General features: G+C 27.7%; 16 protein-coding genes. 13 read left to right on the forward strand and 3 right to left on the reverse strand.

Annotated elements, in window-relative coordinates:
• The first annotated feature begins 13 nt into the window (after window positions 1-13).
• Window positions 14-1,561 (forward strand): hypothetical protein, encoded by a 1,548-nt coding sequence (locus tag J2Z24_RS01540; RefSeq protein ID WP_035150242.1) that lies wholly within the window; start codon window positions 14-16, stop codon window positions 1,559-1,561.
• Window positions 1,562-1,677: 116 nt separating this feature from the next.
• Here J2Z24_RS01540 and J2Z24_RS01545 read toward each other — a convergent pair whose 3' ends face one another.
• Complete coding sequence (locus tag J2Z24_RS01545; RefSeq protein WP_035150244.1) at window positions 1,678-3,048, reverse strand: MATE family efflux transporter; 1,371 nt, start codon at window positions 3,046-3,048, stop codon at window positions 1,678-1,680.
• A gap of 282 nt (window positions 3,049-3,330) precedes the next feature.
• Entirely contained in the window at window positions 3,331-4,518 is a 1,188-nt protein-coding gene (locus tag J2Z24_RS01550) for a coenzyme F420-0:L-glutamate ligase (RefSeq protein ID WP_035150246.1), read from the reverse strand.
• Between the two features lie 214 nt (window positions 4,519-4,732).
• On the opposite strand from J2Z24_RS01550, the gene J2Z24_RS01555 reads away from it, so the two are divergent.
• The 6 genes from J2Z24_RS01555 (at window position 4,733) to J2Z24_RS01580 (ending at window position 10,599) form a co-directional block, all read left to right on the forward strand.
• Window positions 4,733-4,975: a hypothetical protein gene (locus J2Z24_RS01555; RefSeq protein ID WP_035150248.1), complete on the forward strand. Its 243-nt coding sequence runs from the start codon at window positions 4,733-4,735 to the stop codon at window positions 4,973-4,975.
• A 93-nt stretch (window positions 4,976-5,068) separates the two neighbouring features.
• Window positions 5,069-5,770 (forward strand): response regulator transcription factor, encoded by a 702-nt coding sequence (locus J2Z24_RS01560; protein WP_035150250.1) that lies wholly within the window; start codon window positions 5,069-5,071, stop codon window positions 5,768-5,770.
• Between the two features lie 57 nt (window positions 5,771-5,827).
• Window positions 5,828-7,279, forward strand: a complete 1,452-nt coding sequence (locus J2Z24_RS01565) for a HAMP domain-containing sensor histidine kinase (RefSeq protein WP_035150253.1) — start codon at window positions 5,828-5,830, stop codon at window positions 7,277-7,279.
• A gap of 83 nt (window positions 7,280-7,362) precedes the next feature.
• Window positions 7,363-8,523, forward strand: coding sequence for a hypothetical protein (locus J2Z24_RS01570; RefSeq protein ID WP_035150256.1), 1,161 nt, complete (start codon window positions 7,363-7,365; stop codon window positions 8,521-8,523).
• Window positions 8,513-9,538 carry a phosphodiester glycosidase family protein gene (locus J2Z24_RS01575; RefSeq protein WP_035150258.1) on the forward strand — a complete coding sequence of 342 codons (1,026 nt, stop codon included), beginning with the start codon at window positions 8,513-8,515 and terminating at the stop codon, window positions 9,536-9,538. Before J2Z24_RS01570 ends, J2Z24_RS01575 begins: the two co-directional genes overlap by 11 nt.
• Window positions 9,539-9,552: 14 nt before the next feature.
• Window positions 9,553-10,599: a hypothetical protein gene (locus tag J2Z24_RS01580; protein WP_035150262.1), complete on the forward strand. Its 1,047-nt coding sequence runs from the start codon at window positions 9,553-9,555 to the stop codon at window positions 10,597-10,599.
• A gap of 158 nt (window positions 10,600-10,757) precedes the next feature.
• Here the strand turns inward: J2Z24_RS01580 and J2Z24_RS01585 are convergent, their stop codons facing one another.
• A complete protein-coding gene (locus J2Z24_RS01585) occupies window positions 10,758-11,651 on the reverse strand; it encodes an MBL fold metallo-hydrolase (RefSeq protein WP_035150265.1) in 894 nt (297 codons plus the stop codon).
• Window positions 11,652-12,037: 386 nt separating this feature from the next.
• Here J2Z24_RS01585 and pepV point away from each other — a divergent pair, with 386 nt between their 5' ends.
• The 6 genes from pepV (at window position 12,038) to J2Z24_RS01615 (ending at window position 19,037) form a co-directional block, all read left to right on the forward strand.
• Complete coding sequence (gene pepV / locus J2Z24_RS01590) at window positions 12,038-13,414, forward strand: dipeptidase PepV (RefSeq protein WP_035150488.1); 1,377 nt, start codon at window positions 12,038-12,040, stop codon at window positions 13,412-13,414.
• A gap of 77 nt (window positions 13,415-13,491) precedes the next feature.
• Complete coding sequence (locus J2Z24_RS01595) at window positions 13,492-14,652, forward strand: DUF819 family protein (RefSeq protein WP_035150268.1); 1,161 nt, start codon at window positions 13,492-13,494, stop codon at window positions 14,650-14,652.
• 41 nt (window positions 14,653-14,693) lie between these two features.
• Window positions 14,694-16,091 carry a C40 family peptidase gene (locus J2Z24_RS01600; RefSeq protein ID WP_051593379.1) on the forward strand — a complete coding sequence of 466 codons (1,398 nt, stop codon included), beginning with the start codon at window positions 14,694-14,696 and terminating at the stop codon, window positions 16,089-16,091.
• Between the two features lie 18 nt (window positions 16,092-16,109).
• The gene (locus J2Z24_RS01605; RefSeq protein WP_035150271.1) at window positions 16,110-16,436 is read left to right on the forward strand and encodes a DUF3870 domain-containing protein; all 327 of its coding nucleotides are present in this window, start codon (window positions 16,110-16,112) and stop codon (window positions 16,434-16,436) included.
• A gap of 124 nt (window positions 16,437-16,560) precedes the next feature.
• A complete protein-coding gene (locus J2Z24_RS01610; RefSeq protein WP_035150273.1) occupies window positions 16,561-17,658 on the forward strand; it encodes a dipeptide epimerase in 1,098 nt (365 codons plus the stop codon).
• Window positions 17,659-17,741: 83 nt separating this feature from the next.
• On the forward strand, window positions 17,742-19,037 hold the full coding sequence (locus J2Z24_RS01615) for a GntT/GntP/DsdX family permease (RefSeq protein WP_035150274.1): 1,296 nt from the start codon (window positions 17,742-17,744) through the stop codon (window positions 19,035-19,037).
• Window positions 19,038-19,044: the final 7 nt, after the last annotated feature.

Raw genomic sequence — 19,044 nt, forward strand, 5'->3', positions numbered from 1 at the left:
TAGGAGATAGGATATGAAAAAAAGAGGAGTAGTTATTATTTTATCTTTTATTATGATATTTATTATTCCACTAACAATTTTCCAAGGATGTTCTTTACAAAATTTTAGTGTAACAGATAAAATAGTATCACCAAAAAACAAACTTATACCAATAAATGGTGTATGGGAAATAGAAAAATATAAAATAATCAATTCAGGAAGTAATAAATATTATGATGAAGAGAATAAACCGGAAAATGCTTTAGGTAAAAAGGCTGCTTTTAATAGAAGATATGCAGTATTTAATGAAGAGGTGTGCCAAAATCCTCAATATAAGATAAGAGAAGTAGATGCTAAATATTATTTTTTTTATACTTATAAAGTAAATTTGAAGGAGTTGGATATAGATACTGAAAAGTTAGAAGTGGTATCTATTACTTCAGAAGGAAAGTTATTTTATGATTTTATAAAATTAAATGAGGAAGAACTATTAGTATATTCAGATAAGGTGTTTTATTATCTAAAAAAGGTTTCTGATAAAACTGAAGATGTATTAAATAAAAAGAATATAAACAAATTAGAAGAAACAAAAAAAATGAATTTATCAAAACATGACACTACCTTAAGATCAGGAGTCTTAATTGGATTGAGATCAGTAGCCCCTTTAAATTATAAGAATTCTTTAGGGGAAATTTATGAAAATAGAACTATATTTTATAGAACTTTATGGATTGCATCTAAAAACAGGGAGCTTCATCCAGTATTAGAAACTCCGGATTTATTTGTGCCTAGAATGAGTGGTTTTTGGTGGCTAGGTATAGATAGGCAAAATGATAATTCAAAATATGCAATAGATAATATCTTCGCATTTCCTATTGGTAATGAAAAAATAGACATTAGAATGTATACTAATGATAAAGTGTCTAGGAGAATACTATTTGTAGGAAACGACTATGTAGCAACAGAATATAAAATATCCTCCAATTTTTCAGATAATGAGGGAAAAAGTTTCTTACAAGTGTTGCCAATGGATAATGTAGTAGAAGGAAAAGGAATAAAAATATCTGATGTAGCTGGAGAAAATGGTAAAAATGCTTTAAAAAATTCTGCTTATGCTTTTTTATCTTCACAAAATAAGGATTTAGTTAAAAGATTAGAAAAAGAGCCAAAAGAGGAAAGTTTCACATTAGTTAGGAAAAACGGCCATTGGATTATGAAAGGAAGATTAAATAGTAATAGTAATGAGGATTTGGCTTATGGAGACTTTAACATAAATATTGTACCACCCTCAAAAATATTAAATTACGATAGTTTTTCTTTATCTTGGAATGATGTAAAAGGGAGGGTGCCAGATGCTAAGGACGCATATACTTCTCCTAATAAAGATATTGCTATAATTATAAGTGCAAATTTCATATATGTGTATGAAATTAGAAATGGACAGTTAGGAAGTAAACAGATAAAGAAGATACCATTGCATGAAGGTGAAAGTGTGGTTATGTCAGAATGGGCTACAGGAGATTATGTAGAAAGATGGGAAAAGACCTTAAAAAGTAATAAAGTATTAATAGTAGATAAATAGTGGTTGTTGCATTAAGAAATTTACATACAATATATTGCTTTGTAAATCAATAACAAATACAATATGTTATGAGCTTTATTCTTAGTGCGACAGCCCTTTAAAATATTGGTCAAATTTTAAGCACATTGTTCCTTAGTAATTTTATTATTGTTATTTAAACGTCTAATGTCTTTTACTAAGAAAAAGCCTGTAATTAAGGCTGATAAGCCATCAGAAATAGGACCTGCTAGCCAAATTCCAATAAGGCCTAAATACTTAGGTAAAATTAAAAGTAAAGGTATTAATAAAATAACTTGTCTTAATAAACTTAAGAATGCAGAAATTTTGGCTTTACCAATAGCTTCAAAATAGTTTGAGCTTATTATTTGAAATCCTACCACTGGAAGCATAGCTAGGAAAATTCTTATTCCTTTAGAACCAACTTCTATTAGAGCAGAATCTTTATTAAACATATTTATAATAGCTTCAGGAAAAGCTTGTACTGCAATGAAACCTAATAAAGAAATTACTGATGCTGCAAATATAGCATATTTAACAGTATCTTTTACTCTTGTATATTTTTTAGCACCATAATTATATCCAATTAAAGGCTGTGAACCTTGATTAATACCAAATATAGGCATCAAAAATACTAAACATGTACTATTTATAACTGTCATAGCTCCTATAGCTAAATCTCCTCCATAAGTTTTTAAAGCATTGTTAGATATTACATTAACTACACTAGCTGCAAGCTGCATACAAAATGGAGACATACCAATAGAAACTATACCTATGAATATTTTTTTATTTAGTTTAAAGTTTACTAGTTTTAATTTTAAGCTACTTTTATTTCCTGTAAAATAACGTAATACCCATATTGTATTAGCTGTCTGAGATATAACTGTAGCAAGAGCAGCACCTTTTATTCCCATATTTAATGTAAAAATAAAAAAAGGATCTAATAAGGTATTAAGTATGGCACCTAAAAGCATTGTACACATTGCCATTTTAGGGTTTCCTTCTGATCTTATAATATTATTTAATCCAAATCCTAGAGAATTGGTTATTGCACCTATAAGTATTATGGTTATATATTCTTTAGCGTATATAAAAGTATCACTACTAGCACCAAAAGATTTTAAAAGAGGGTTTATCAGTATAAGACCAATAATACTTATAGTTATAGTAACAATACAAAGAAGAACAAAGGCATTTCCTAGGATTTTTTCTGCTTCATCTTTTCTTTGTTGTCCAAGTCTAATAGAAATTAAAGCACCAGAACCAATTCCTATAAGCATTCCAAAGGCCATTATAATAGTCATTATTGGTAAAGTAAGACCTACACCAGTAATTGCTAAAGAACCTACTTTAGGAATATGTCCTATAAATATTCTATCAACAATATTATAAAAAGCATTTACCATCATTCCAATTATAGCAGGTATTGAAAATTTAAATAAAAGAGATTTTATATTATCTGTACCTAATTGTTTTTGCCTATCCATATTATCATTCTCCAATCTTTTTAAAATCCTGTTGTTATAAGTATAGATATATATTTACACTCAGAATTCATTGTCCTTTTTATAAATTATTAATTAACTAAATTGCATTATATAGGCAAAGAACATTATACATAAAGTTAGTCTATATATCAACTAATTTTTATACAATGTTACCCAGCTTTACCATCACCAATGCTTTACCTTCTTAATTTTCAGATAGGTAATGCTAATAGTGTATTAAACTAAAACTCCATGCAATGCATGGAGTTTTAGTTTAATACACTATTCTGTTGCGTAGTTATCAAAATATCCTTGTATAAGGACTATAGGAGTTCCTTTATCCCCACTTCCACTAGTTAAATCACAAAGACTACCTAAAAGATCTGTTAATTGTCTTGGAGTGGTTCCTTGAGTTTCCATAGTACCTACTAGATTAGAATTTTTATTTTTGATTTTTTCTTTCATAGCTTCAATAGCATTAATTCCATTTAAGTCTTTTAAATCATTATCAGCTAAATACTTAAGTTTAAGCTCATTAGGTGTTCCTCTAAGACCAGCAGTAAATCCAGGAGAAACTACAGGATCTGCTAATTCCCATATCTTACCTACAGGGTCTTTAAAAGCTCCATCTCCATAAATCATAACTTCTATATTTTTGTTTGTTAATTTTTTTAATTTATCTTGGATTTGTTCTACTACTGTTTGACAATCTCTAGGGAAAAGTTTGATTTTTTCTTCAGTAGATTTATTTGAACCTAATAGACCATAATTAGGATTATATCCACTACCATTTATAGGGGATGTACAAATCTCATCTAATCCATAAACAGTTTCAGCACCAGCATTTTTTAATAGTCTTTTAGTTCTTTTTCTAGTATGAATATCTGCAGTTAACACTTCTTTTGTATATTTAAGTATTGTTCTAGGATCATTAGCAAGATAAACTGAAATATTATCATTATAAGCTAAGTCTTTATACATTTTTATATAATCTATGCCTGTAAACTTATGTTTTACAGTCTCACCAAATAGCTTTCTGTAATCCTCTTCTGTCAATACATCTTTGTAAGGATCTATATTTAGTTCATCCATTTTATCTATATCCATAAGATGATTTCCCACTTCATCAGAAGGATAGCTTAATAGCAGGTGAATCTTTCTTTCAGTTTTTGCAATAGCTTTTAATATTATAGAAAATCTATTTCTACTTAGAATAGGAAATACCACACCAATGTCCTCTTTAAATTTATTCTTAAGCTCAAAAGCAATTTGATCTATTGTTACATAATTTCCCTGTGCTCTAGCTACTAGTGATTCTGTAACCCCAATAACATCTCCATCTTTTAGTGAATATCCTTCCTCTTTTGAGGAGTTAATTACAGAATCAACCACAATTTGGATTAAATCATCACCTTCTTTTACTATTGGTGCTCTTATACCTTTAACTTCTGTTCCAATAGTTCTAGCCATTTCTATTACCCCCAATATATAAGTAAATTTAAATACCTTACTATTTTACTACAACTTAAGAAAATTTTCATTAAACATTTAGTAAATAATATTTAATCTGTAAAATATGAATGGAAAAGGTATGTAAATTAATGTACTCTTGTGGAATTAGTGCATAACAATATATAATATTACTAATAGTAAAAGTATAAGCTGAAAATTTGGAGGAATACTTATGAAAAATATTATATTAAGTACCTTAGCTGCAATGGGAGTAGCAGCTATATGGGGATATTTTACAGATTTAAGTAAAGGAAATGTGTCTGGATTTATAGCAAGAATATTTTTTGTAGCAGCATTTATTTTTGCTCTTCAACTTTCTATGTATAGAGGAAGAAAAAAGAATAAAGAAAAAAATAATAGCAATAAAGTAGGAAATAATGGTGGCAAAAATAAAAAAAAGGGTAAAAATAAATAAAATATCTTATAATTAAAGAGATCAATTAATTTAGATCTCTTTTTTAATATGTGAATTTAAGGATATTTACGTTTATATATGGGGGGAAGAATTATGGTAAATAAAAAAATTCTTATAATTGAGGATGAAATAGCTATATCAGATTTTATGTCTTATTCTTTAAGCAAAGAAGGATATATAGTTAAGTGTTATGATAATGGAGAAGAAGGAATTAAAGCCTTAGAAGATTTCAAACCTAATTTAATTATTTTAGATCTTATGCTACCAGATATTAATGGATTTGATATATGTAAAAAAGTTACAAATACTTTTAACATACCTATAATAATAATAACTGCAAAGTGCGATATAACAGATAAAATACTTGGAATGGAATTAGGAGCCGATGACTATATAACTAAGCCTTTTGATATGAGAGAAGTAATAGTTAGGATAAAGTCTATTTTTAGAAGAATTGAACTTACTAAAGAAACTGTTGAGAATAAAAGTGAAGATGTAATTACTATTCAAAAATATATACACATATATAAAGATGAGAGGAAAGTATTAAAGAATGGTGAGGCTGTAGATTTAACACCTAAAGAATTTGATCTAATATTATTTCTATCGGAGAACAAAGGAAAAGTTTTTTCAAGAGCACAATTACTAGATAGTGTATGGGGATTTGAATATATAGGAGACACTAGAACTGTAGATATACATGTGCAAAGATTAAGAAAGAAGTTAGATAGAACTAAAAATTATTCCATTATAGAGACAGTTTTTGGTGTAGGATATAAACTAAATTTTAGCTGATAAAGCACAAATAATAAAGTATATAGTAAAGGATAAATTTTTTAATGGGGTGTACTAATGAAATTATCAATAAGATATAAAATACTTGTAAGTTTTTCCTTTGTATTTTTAATAGGAATTACTTTACTTATTTATTCAACAGAGAAAATAATTAATAAAAACAATGAATTTATTATAAAAAATGAAATGATTCAAGGAAGAAAAGATATAGATATGTATTTGAAACAATATTTTGTTTTAAACAATATTGAGCCTAGTAAATCTGTATTTAAAATAGATGGAAAAAATATTGTAGAAGAATTAAGTTATAAGGTAGGAGATGAAGTTATTCTTTATTCAGATAAGGGGGAACTTTTATGGAAGACCTATGATAATAATGAAATAAAAAGTGATAATAAAGAGTTAAAATTAGCTTTAGAGGGCAAAACATCTTATTCCATTAATAAAATAAAAGATAAAGTAGTGGTTAATTTATGTTATCCTGTATATTTTAAAAGTGAAAGATTAGGACTTATTGGATATTGTAAAGAATATACAGAACTATATGGAAAAAGCAATCATATAGTAAACACTATTAAAATTATAGGTATTATTTTATTTTTAGTAATACTTATTCTTTCATTTATAATTTCAAAACGCATTACAAAACCTATTACAGAATTAACAGAAGCTTCTAAAGAAGTTAGTAGAGGAAATTTTAACGTGAAATTTAAAAAAAATTCAGGAGATGAGATAGGAGAATTGGCTTTAAATTTTAAATATATGGTAGATAAAATCAAAAATCAAATATTAACTATAGAAAAAGATAGGGATACATTAAGAAATCTTGAAATGAGCAGAAAAGCATTTTTTGATAATGTGACACATGAATTAAAAACTCCTATAACTACTATATTAGGATATGCAGAAATTATAGAAAAAAATGGATTTGAAGATGAAAATTTTTTTAAAAAAGGTGTAAGTCATATAATAAGTGAAAGCAAAAGATTAAATAGAATGGTAATAGAGCTTTTAGAGCTTTCTAAAAATACTACCGGAGATTTTAATTATAATTTTACTAAAGTACATATCTCAAAGTTATTAAAGATTACTTGTGAAGAAATGAGCATTAGAGGGAAAAGATATAATATACAAATAGTTAATAATATAGAAGAAGATTTATGGGTGAATGGTGATGAGGACAAGCTGAAGGAAATATTCATAAATTTAATTGATAACAGTATAAAGTATGGTTATGTAAATTCCATAATAGAAGTAGAAGGAGTAAAAAAGCATAGTAAAATAGTTATAAATATAAAAGATAGAGGGGATGGAATACCTAAAGAAGAGTTGGAAAATATATTCCAACCTTTTTATAGAATAAATAAAAAGGTGTCTAGAAAAAAAGGTGGGAATGGATTAGGGCTTCCTATAGTTAAGGCTATAGTAGAAAAACATGGTGGAAATATATATATAGAAAGTAAGATTGAACAGGAAACAAAAGTTAGTATAGAAATTCCATGTATTTAATTTTTACAATTTAGATACAATTAATACAACTTCTGAAACATTGATAGTTTAAAATTAGATATATAAACAACAGGAGGAAATTAGTGAAGATATTAATAAGAAATATTTTAATTACTGTGAGTTTGATTACGTTGTTTTTTATTATATTTACCTTTAGATATGAGAAAACAGGATTTGATAAGATAGTGGTATTAGACGATATAAATTTTAATGAAGACATATTAAGTAGTGACAGAGAAGAGAAGATGACATTAGAAAAAGTAGATAAAGTTCCTTTTAATGAAGAATGTGATTCTTGTGATTTTATAGATGATGAAAATATAGTTTATGCATCTAGAAATAGTAAGGACACCTTTTTAGATGTAAATGATGAAAAATTAAATTATTTTCAATTAAATAAATTTAATTTGAAATCTTTAAAAGAAGAAAAAATAAAACCTGTTCATAATAAAAGTCAAAGATTTATAATTTCTTCGCCAGATAAAAAAAGAATTTTTTATAGTGAAGGAGATGAAATATTACAAAGAGAGATTAAAATAGTAGAAAAAAATAAAAGTTTTATATATAACGTTAAAGATAAGGAAAATATAAATATTTCTTATAAAACTTTTGTAAAATGGATGCCAGATAGTAGTGGATATATTGGAATGAAAAGTACTCTCTTTTTTCAAGATTTAAATAATAATACTACAAAGGAAATATTAGAAGCTAAACAGTTGAAGAATATAGGCAACATTCATGAAATATCTGTAGCAAAGGATTGTAAGAACATATTTATTCAAAGCTTTAAATCAGATGAAGAATTTAATAGCTATATTTATCATTTAAACTTAGATAAGCCATATAAATTAAATTTAATATTTAAAGGAAATATAAATAAAATAGAAGGAATAGATGGAGATAATTTCATATTTTCCGGTAAGTTTTGGGGAGATAAAGCATTATATTTATATAATATAAAAACTAAAGATATAAAAACTATTTTAAATGAAGAAGTTATATTGTTTAAACTCTCTAATGATAGGAAAAATATAGCTTATGTAGTTAAAGATAAAGAGGGAAATAATACTCTCTATGCAGCCAAAATATATAAAAATAGTATAAGCCATAGTGTAATGTTATATAAAAATTTAAATATAAAAAATTCTACTTTAAATTGGAGTGAAGATAATAATAAGCTTATAGCAGCTTTTTACGAAAATAAAGAAGAAAAAAGTAAGATGTACATATTTTATTTTAAATAAAGGAAGTGGTGATTTGTTAAAAAGGGTCAGCAGAAAAAATAAAAGAAAAAGTTCTGGAAAGCTAATAAGTATTTTTTTAATATATGAGATTATATTTGTATTGATTACAGCGCCAATATTAGTGTTTTATGGACCTTTTCAAAATGTAAAAAAGACTTTAGTTGGAACTGCTATGTATACATTTAAGCACCAATATATAGCAACTTTATTTTTGTCTAAAGAGGATATAGATAAAATATTACATAAAGATAAGAAAAAAGAAAAAGATATAAAGCAAAATTTTGATAATATAAAGATTAAAGATACTAATGATAATAGTATTGAAAGATATGATATTCATCAAGACAGATTTGATGGATACCTATTGGAAATAAAAAATCCTAAAAAAGTAAAAGTTGCATATACAAATAAAATGAAAGTACAAGGTCAAAGAGTTAGTGAAATGGCAGAAGAAAAGGGTGCATTAGCTGCTATTAATGGAGGTGGATTCTATGACCAAAATAAAAGTGGAAAAGAGTGGGTTGGAACTGGTGCATATCCAGAAGGCATAGTAATATCAGGTGGAGAGAAAAAATGGTGTAATCTAAAGGATAATAAAGAAGTAGATGTCATGGCTTTTGATGAAAAAGGAAAACTAATTGTTGGACAGAGAAGTTTAAAAGAACTTGAAGAACTTAATGTAAAGGAAGCTTTATCCTTTAATAAAACTTTAATAATGAATGGAGAGCCTTTAATAGATGATGATGGTGGACAAGGTGTGCAGCCTAGAACTGCTATAGGACAGAAAGAAGATGGTACTGTAGTATTTCTTGTTATAGATGGCAGAAGGCTTTTTAAAGAAGGTGCAACATTGAGAGATGTTCAAGATATTTTGCTTAAACAAGGAGTATGCAATGCAGGAAGTTTAGATGGAGGATCTTCTTCTACAATTTATTATAAAGGGGAAGTAATAAATAATCCATGTAATAGAGATGGAGAAAGAACAGTAGCTACAAGTTTTTATGTAGAACCCTGAGGAGAGTGCTTAATATGAAGTTGGGTAAAAGAATTATTATTTGGAGTATATTGCCTTTATCTATAGAATTAATGGGGCTTTTGTATGTAGATAAAATATACTTAAGACGCAATGGAAATTATAAAATAGAAAAAGTTGTAGAAAAGGAAGAAAAAAAAATAGATAATTTAGAAATTCCTATGGATGAGAATATTAATAAAATTCAATTATCTCATGACGGAAAGTATGTTTCATATATAAAGAATGGAAATATAGAAATAATAAATACTTTAAATGGGGAGAAAACAAGTGTAGAGTCATCTTTAGGAGAGTTAAACTATTATACTTGGTTACCAGATAGAGCTAGAATGTATATCTTTGAAAAACATATAAAAGAAAATGGACAAAGTTATATGAAGTTATATTCTTATGATAAAGATAAAAACCATAAAGAGGAGGTTTTAGATAATCACTATAATAAAATTAATATTCCTTTAGCTAATTCTAAATATAATATTCAAGATATAGTTATGTCTACGTTAACTGGGGTGTCATATGTTAAAGTAGAAACTAATAATGAAAGATCTAATATATATAGGTTAAACATTATGTCACAAACAGAAAAATATAAAGGATATTTAAAGATTGGAAATATAAATATTCTAAATAGAGATGATACAATGATTTATGAAGATTTAAGATATGGAAAAATTAGAGTAGCAGATAAACAAAATTCAATAAGCATACCTGATACAAAAAGACTTTGCTTATTAGGAGTAGATAATCAAGATGTAATATATTTAGGAAGTATAAATGAGGAAGAAAAAATAGAGAGTATATACTATGATAATATAGATGATGAAGATAAAAAATGGAATAGGATAAATATAGATAATCCTTGTAAAAGTGAGGATATTAAAATATTAAAAAGCGGAAAAGTATATATAAATGATAAAGCTAAAAGTGCTATAATAGGAGTTTCTTTAGGAAAAGAAATTAAATATAAAGGGAAAATTGTAGCATACTATGATAAGGGTTTTGGAGTATTATACAATGGGAAATTTACAAAAATAAAATATTGATATTTATCTTACATACATTACCTCTATATACATACCGAAAATAGATTTATATAAAAATAGGCTGTCACATTAAGAAATTTACATACAACATATTGCTTTGAAAATCAATGACAAACACAATATGTTGTACGATTTATTCTTAATGGGATAGCCTATTTCTAAGCTTTTTTAAAAAAATATAACTTACCATCTTCAATAGAAGAGTCTACTAAATCTTTATTATAAAGATAACTTATAAATGCAGATACAGCAGAAAGATTTAAATGGTATTGTGTAAAATTCATGGGTAAATCATTTAATATAACAATGTTTTGAAGAAGATCTTCTTTTGTTAAAGGCTGATCTAATAATTCTAAAATTTGATCTATATAATTTTCAATGTTTTTTAAGTTTTTATGGACTAAAGCGGGAATCTCTGATTTATCTAACAAGTTATTACTATGACCTACTAAAAAAAAGTCTGCATCTATTTCTTTTATACTTTTTAAAGTTTTTATACTTTCTTCTATATCATATAGATATGGTAAGGAGTATTTTTCTATAATTTCATGGCTAAAAATGGAATCTCCTAAAAAACAAACTTTTTCAGGGGTTATAAAGCCTATTTGTTCATCCGTGTGGCCTTTTAAAGGTAGTACTTGAAATTTTTCATCATTTATTTTATTAATACCATAATCTAAAACAAAATCTACAGTAAAAGATTTATTCACTCTATACAAGCCTTTTATAGGAAGAGAACCATATAACATTTGGGGACAGAGCTCAATATTTTCCATAAATAATTTTTCCTTAGCAGAAGTATATACTAAACATCCTGGATAATTATTTTGGAAATAATGATTTCCACCACAATGATCTATATGATTATGAGTATTTACAATATATTTTGGATGAAGTCCATTTTCAATTAATACTTCATCAATTTTCTTTGCATGTGATGTATTTATACCTGTATCTATTAAAATACAATTTTTATTCTTAAATATGTAAACACCTATATTAGTAGGGGCATTTATGTAGTAGGTATTTCCTTTTATTTTTATTAGTTCCAAAAAATCACGTCCTTATAGAAATAAAATTAATATTTATTCCATTAGTATAAATTTTATTCTATAACTACCATTCATAACTAATTTAGGCGGTTTTAGAATTATTTAATGGAATTACTAAATTAAAATATATCATTAAAAAAATATAATATCAACAGTGCCTTATATTCAGAAAATTTCTAAAATATATTGATTTTGCCATTTTTTCATAATATAATAATATTAAACATAAAATATTTTTGTGTTTACTGCTCTGTTTATTTAGATGCCAAAAGCATTATCGTAAGCAAAGCCCAGTAAATGATGAAAGTCATTTATTGGGCTTTTAAATTTGACAAATTTAGAATTAATTAGTAACTTAATAGTAAATACTAATTTTGAGGAGTGATATTATGCTAGATAAAAAAATACTTGAAATGAAAGAAGAGATTATAAAAAGTGTACAAGAATCAGTAAAAATTAAGAGTGTAGAAGAAGAAGCAAAGGAAGGTATGCCTTTTGGAGAGGGAGTACATAAGGCTTTACAGAATTGCTTAAACCTTTCTAAAAGCTTGGGATTTAAAACTGTAAACGTTGATAATATGATAGGATATGCAGAGTATGGTGAAGGAGATGAGATGGTAGCAGTACTTGGACATCTAGATGTAGTTCCAGAAGGTGATGGATGGACTTATCCTCCTTATGCAGCAGAAATTCATGAAGGAAAAATATATGGAAGAGGAACCACTGATGATAAAGGGCCGACTATAGGAGCACTTTATGCATTAAAAGCAATAAAAGATTTAAATCTTCCTCTAAAAAGAAGAGTTAGAGTTATATTTGGATTAAATGAAGAAACAGGTAGTAATTGTGTGAAACATTATGTAGAAAAAGGTGAAGAGATTCCAGTAGCTGGCTTTACTCCAGATTCAGAATATCCAATAATAAATGCAGAAAAAGGAATTGTAACTTGTAAATATAAAAGAAGTTTAAACACAGAAGGAGATATAATTTTAAAATCCATAAGGGGAGGCATTGCTCCTAATGTAGTACCAGATTATTCAGAAGCAGTAGTCTATGTAGATAATAATAAATTAGAACATATATTAGAATTAGCAAAAGATATAAATGGAATTAAAATAGAAAGAAAAGAAGATTCTATTTTAATAAAATCTTTTGGTATCTCTGCTCATGGAAGTACACCACAAAAAGGGAAAAATGCTATTTCACATCTTCTATTATTTTTAGGCAAACTAGATTTTAAAGGGGATATAAAAGAGTTTATAGACTTTATGAATGAGTATATTGGATTTGATTTAGAAGGAAGGAAATTAGGAATCTATTTAGAAGATGATATATCAGGTAAATTCATTTTTAATTTAGGAACTATATGGGGAAATGAAGAGGAAATAAGTATAGAAATAAATATGAGATATCCTGTTACTAAAAAATATGAAGATTTTATAGATAATTTTAAAGAAAAGATAGATTTAGGAAAAATGAAAGAAGTATATATGAGACATAAAAAAAGTCTTTATGTGCCTGCAGATACAGAGTTTATAAAAAAACTTCAAAAAGTATATGAAGAAAAAATGGGAGAAAAGGCTGAGCTTATAGCAATAGGTGGGGGAACTTATGCTAAAGCTATGGAAAACATTGTAGCTTTTGGACCAGTATTTAGAGGACAACCTAAAGTAGAACATCAACCAGATGAATATATAGAAATAGATTCCTTAATAAAAAATGTACAGATAATGGGGGCAGCTATTTACGAATTAGCTAAATAAGTAGCAACTTAGATATGGGGGAATAAATTATTAATAAATAAGACTAAAAAGTAATCAAAAATAAAAGGGGGAAATTCATGATTACAAAAAGTTTTACTTATGTGGCATTTTTAATTTTTTTTGCTAGTATGTTAGTATTAGTAGAAAAAAAATCTAAATCAAAATTTTTTAACTATGTACCAGCCATTGTGTTACTTTATTTTACTGCTATGCTTTTATCTACTTTTGGAGTTTGGCAAAATAATAAAGAGATAACTGCAGTTTATAAGGGACTTAAAAACAACTTATTGCCTGCTATGATTTTTTTAATGTTATTAAGATGTGATATGAGAAAGATATTAAAACTTGGGCCTAAAATGCTTATTGGATTTTTTTCAGCTTCAGTAAGTATAGCTATTGGATTCATAATAACTTATGCTATCTTTAAGGGTTTTTATGAAGCGGATACATGGAAAGCTTTTGCTGCCCTTTGTGGAAGTTGGATGGGGGGAACAGGTAATATGGTAGCTGTTCAGACAGCTCTAAAGGTTCCCGATGCGAAGCTCGGATATACACTTCTTATGGATTCTATAAACTATTCCATATGGGTAATGTTTTTATTATGGTTAGTATCCTTTTCTGCTAAATTTAATAAATGGACAAAAACTGATACAAAACTTATTGATGAAATAGGAGAAAAGTTAAGTAAAGATAAAGAAAATATAAGAAAGGAAATCCAGTTTTCTGATCTTATGATTTTGCTAGGAACAAGCTTATTAGTATCAGCTATTTCAACATACTTAGGAGGGAAATTGCCACAAACTCAATTTTTCCAAGGGAGTACTTGGACAGTTCTTATAGCTACATTGCTAGGAATAATTTTTGCAATGACATCTTTAGCAAAAGTTCCAGGAGCGTCAGAGTTATCAAATATAATGTTATATACAATAGTGGCTTTGATTGCTTCAAGAGCAAATTTTGCAGAGCTTACAAAGGCACCTATATATATAATATCAGGTTTTGTAATATTAGGAATTCATGCAATTGTTCTTATGATATCTGCTAAATTATTTAAATTAGACTTATTTACTTGTGGAGTTGCAAGTCTTGCTAATATAGGGGGAGTGGCTTCGGCACCAATTTTAGCTGCTGCTTATAGTGAGGCATTAGTGCCTATTGGAGTATTAATGGCTTTAATGGGATATATAGTTGGTACTGGTGGAGGACTATTGGTAGGGAAAATACTATCGATAATATAAATATAGATTTGAATATATAGTATGGGGGGAAGTGAAACAATATGAAAAAAATAAAAATTAGAAGTATTTTATCTATTATATTTTCTTTTATGATGACTACTACGGTTTTTGCTGGAATAAATGATTTTAGTAGTAATATGCCTAAGGTGAAAGAGGAAATGATGGGAGCAGATTTTTGGATAAACAATACACTAGATGTAAATAAAACTATTATGGATAAAAGAGAAATTGAACAGCTTAATATGAAAATAGAAAAGGAAATAGATGAAGTAGTAGATTTGGAAAAATATAAAACTTCATTTACTAAGGATGAACTAACAAAAAAGATTTTAAATTTAAGCAAGCCATCTAAATATCCAAGATATGATAAGAATGGAAAGCTAATAACAGATGCATATTATAGTAATTTAAAAGAGAATTTGAATTTAAATGGGTTGCAGCCTGTAAATAATGTTAAGTATGGTATTACAGTTAGAAGAACTTTAATGAAGACATATCCTACTTATGACATGCTTTTTAAAGAAGGAGATAATTATGAATTTGACAGATTAATGGAAACAGCAGTTTATCCTATAGAGCCTTTAGTTATATTAAGTGAAAGTAAAGATAAACAGTGGTATTTTGCTCAAATGTATAATTATCTAGCTTGGATTCCAGCTAAAGATGTTGCTTTAACAACTAAAGAAAACTTATTTAGCTATGTAAACAATAAAAGTTTTTTAGTAACTACTGGCAAAAGAGTGTTTACTGTATATAATCCATTAGCTCCAGAGATATCAGAAGTAAAATTTGATATGGGAGTTAGAATACCTTTAGCATCAAAATATGAAATTAAAGATGAGTTATATGGACAAAGTACTGTAGGAAACTATGTAATAAAAATTCCGGTAAGAGGTAAGTCGGGAAATATGGCATTGAAATTGGCTATGATTTCTAGGTCAGAAGATGTTAATGAGGGATATTTAATATATAGGAAAAGATCAATTTTAAATCAGTGCTTTAAATTCTTAGGAGAGAGATATGGTTGGGGTGGAATGTTCAATGGAAGAGATTGTTCTGCCTTTGTAATGGATGTTTATAGAACAATAGGAATAAAACTTCCAAGAAATACATCAGAGCAAGAAAATAATAATGTAGGAAAAGTATATGAAATGAATAGATATATGCATATTCAGGAAAGAGAAGATATTCTTGATGATTTGAATCCTGGGGGAGTATTATATATGCCTGGGCATACTATGATTTATTTAGGAAAATATAATGGGGAATATTATATGATACACGATTTCTCAGGATACTATAATAAACAAGATGATGGAAAGTATAAATATTATAAAGCAGGTCAAGTTATGGTTACTCCTGTAAAATTGGGGCTTAATGAAGATGGTACAACTTATTTAGACGAAATAACTACTGCTAAAGAATTTATAAATTTATAATATTTCGAGGTGGTATTAATGTATGGGGAAAGTACCATATATGTAGTAGGTAATTCAAAAACTAACTCAGACAATGCTATTACCAATCAATTTAATTCCTTTTTTATTGGTTTTGTAGTAGATGTAGAAAGCGATACTATAGTAGATTTAAGTTGCTCTTCTACTATTAGGACTACTGATGAATTTGTTAGGAGTTTATTTATAGAAAAAAAACTTTTAGGACAAAATTCTATTACAGAAGAAGAAATAAAAAAAAGATACCATGGTTCTTCTCAAAGAGCTATTGTAGTTGCATATAAAGATGCAGTAAAAAAGTATATTGAAATAAAAAATAAGTATTTTTAAATTACTGCTTTATTTAATGAGATGTAAATTTTAAATTACATTAAAGTAAATGAAATCCAGTAAAAGTATAGATATGTTATGCTTTTACTGGATTTTTTAATATTATTTTCAGGAGGTAATGAAAATGAAAATTACAGATATTAAAATAGGGGAAATTTCAGTACCACTTAGAAAGCCTTTTAAAACTGCATTAAGAACTGTAAATAGTGTAGAAGACATAATAGTAGAAGTCCATACAGATACAGGAAATATTGGTTTTGGAGAAGCACCTCCTACTGGGGTTATTACTGGTGATACTAAAGGAGCTATAGTTGGAGCCATAGAAGAACATATAGAGAAGAATATAATAGGAATGGATATAGAAAATTTTCAACAATTAATGATTAAACTAGACAAATCTTTAATAAAAAATACAAGTGCAAAGGCAGCTATTGATATAGCTTTATTTGATCTTTATGGACAGTTATACAATGCACCACTGTATAAATTATTAGGAGGGTATAGAAATGAGATAATTACAGATATAACCATAAGTGTTAATGATCCAGAGGAAATGGCAAGAGATAGTGTAGATGCAGTCAAAAGAGGATATGGTACATTAAAAATTAAAGTAGGAAAAGACTCTAAAATGGATCTAAAGAGAATGAAAGCAATAAGAGAGGCTGTAGGATATGATGTTAAACTTAGGATTGATGCAAATCAAGGATGGAACCCAAAGGAAGCAGTAAAAGCACTAAGAAAAATGGAGGATGAGGCTTTAGATATAGAATTTGTAGAACAACCTGTTCTAGCTCATGATATAGAAGGATTAAAATTTGTTACAGATAATATATCTATGCCAGTATTAGCAGATGAAAGTGTGTTTTCACCAGAAGATGCATTAAATATATTACAGAGAAGAGCAGCGGATATTATAAATATAAAACTTATGAAAACAGGAGGAATTTATAACGCTCTTAAGATATGTTCTTTAGCAGAAATTTATGGAGTAGAGTGCATGATAGGATGTATGCTAGAAGCAAAAGTAAGTGTAAATGCTGCAGTACATTTAGCAGCAGCTAAGAGTGTAATAACAAAAATCGATTTGGATGGGCCTGTTCTTTGTAGCGAAGATCCTATAGAAGGAGGGGCAACTTTTAATGAGTACAAAATCACGTTAAATGAAGAAGCAGGACTTGGGATAAAAAAAGTAAATGGTATAAGATACTTTGATAAAAAATAGAATATACTAATACTATTTTTCAAATTTATATTCATGGGGAGATGTTATATTAAAGCCAAAAACATGAAAAGGGGGTATTTCATATGTTATTTGGTATGTCACCACTAGTTGCTTTATTACCTTTAATACTTTATATTATATTCGCTTTTAAGGATATAAATCCTATTCTTAACGTTCTTGTATGTGTTATTATTACAGCAATTTTAACTAATAAGCCTTTACTAGGAATGGGTTCGGTAATAGCCGAATCATTAGGATCTTTTTTATCTTTAGTAGGATTTATTATAATGCTTGGATCTGCACTAGGTGCTATTCTTAAGAAAACTGGAGTTGCTGAGAATATTGTTAGAACTGTTATGAAGAAAATAGGAATAAATACTGAGAAAAAAGCAGTACTAGCTGCTATGGCAACTTCTATGATTTTAACTGCATTGCTTGGAACTCTTGCAGGAGCAAATGCCATAATAGCACCTATAGTAATACCTTTAGTTGCTGCAATTGGCATAACACCATCTTGTTTATCCGCAATTTTTATGGGGGCAGGTCTTACAGGACTTTTTATAGGTCCTTTTTCACCACAAGTAGTAACTATAATGGGATTAACAGGATTAAGTTATGGACAATATCTTGTGGCAGCAGGATTGCCTGTAACCGCAGTGTGTCTAATCATAACTTATATAATGTCTAATAAGATTCAAAAGGATACTAAGGGAGTTTATGCATATGAAAATGTTGAAAGTATTGATGTAGATAAACAAGTTACTAATGAAGTAAAAAAAGCTACCTACGCTTTTTTAATAACCTTAACTCTTTTAATTATCTATGGTATTTATGTGAAGAGTGGTGCTTCTTATGCTGTAGTAGTTATGTTTGTAGCTGCTATTGTTACAGGAATATCAGCTAAACTAAAGTTAAATGACATTTTTGAAACTTTAGTAGAAGGTGCATCCCGTATGATGTGGCTATTTATAATGTTTGTTTTATTTAATCCCTTCATAACCTTTATAGAAGAATCAGGTGCATTTAAAGCTTTAGTAGATTTATTAAAACCATTATTAGCTTCAGGAAATAAAATAGTATTTTCATTAGTATCTACACTAACAGGTATATTTGGAATTGGAGGAGCAGCAGTAGCTCAGTCAGTAGTAATGGATAAAATGTTTAAAGGATTTGTAGAAAGTTTAGGAATATCTACAGGACTTTGGGCCATGATTATCCTTGTTGGCTCTCAAATAACTTCTTTTGCTTATCCAGAGGCGGATATGCTTGGGCAAATGGGTCTTGCTAGATCTAAGGACTTGAAGAATATGGTCAAATTTGGAGTAACTGTAGTTATAGCTAATGTACTACTTATATTTGTAAGAGCATTTTTTGGTTAAGGGGGTA

This window comes from Clostridium tetanomorphum (genome assembly GCF_017873215.1).
GTDB lineage: Bacteria > Bacillota > Clostridia > Clostridiales > Clostridiaceae > Clostridium_AO > Clostridium_AO tetanomorphum.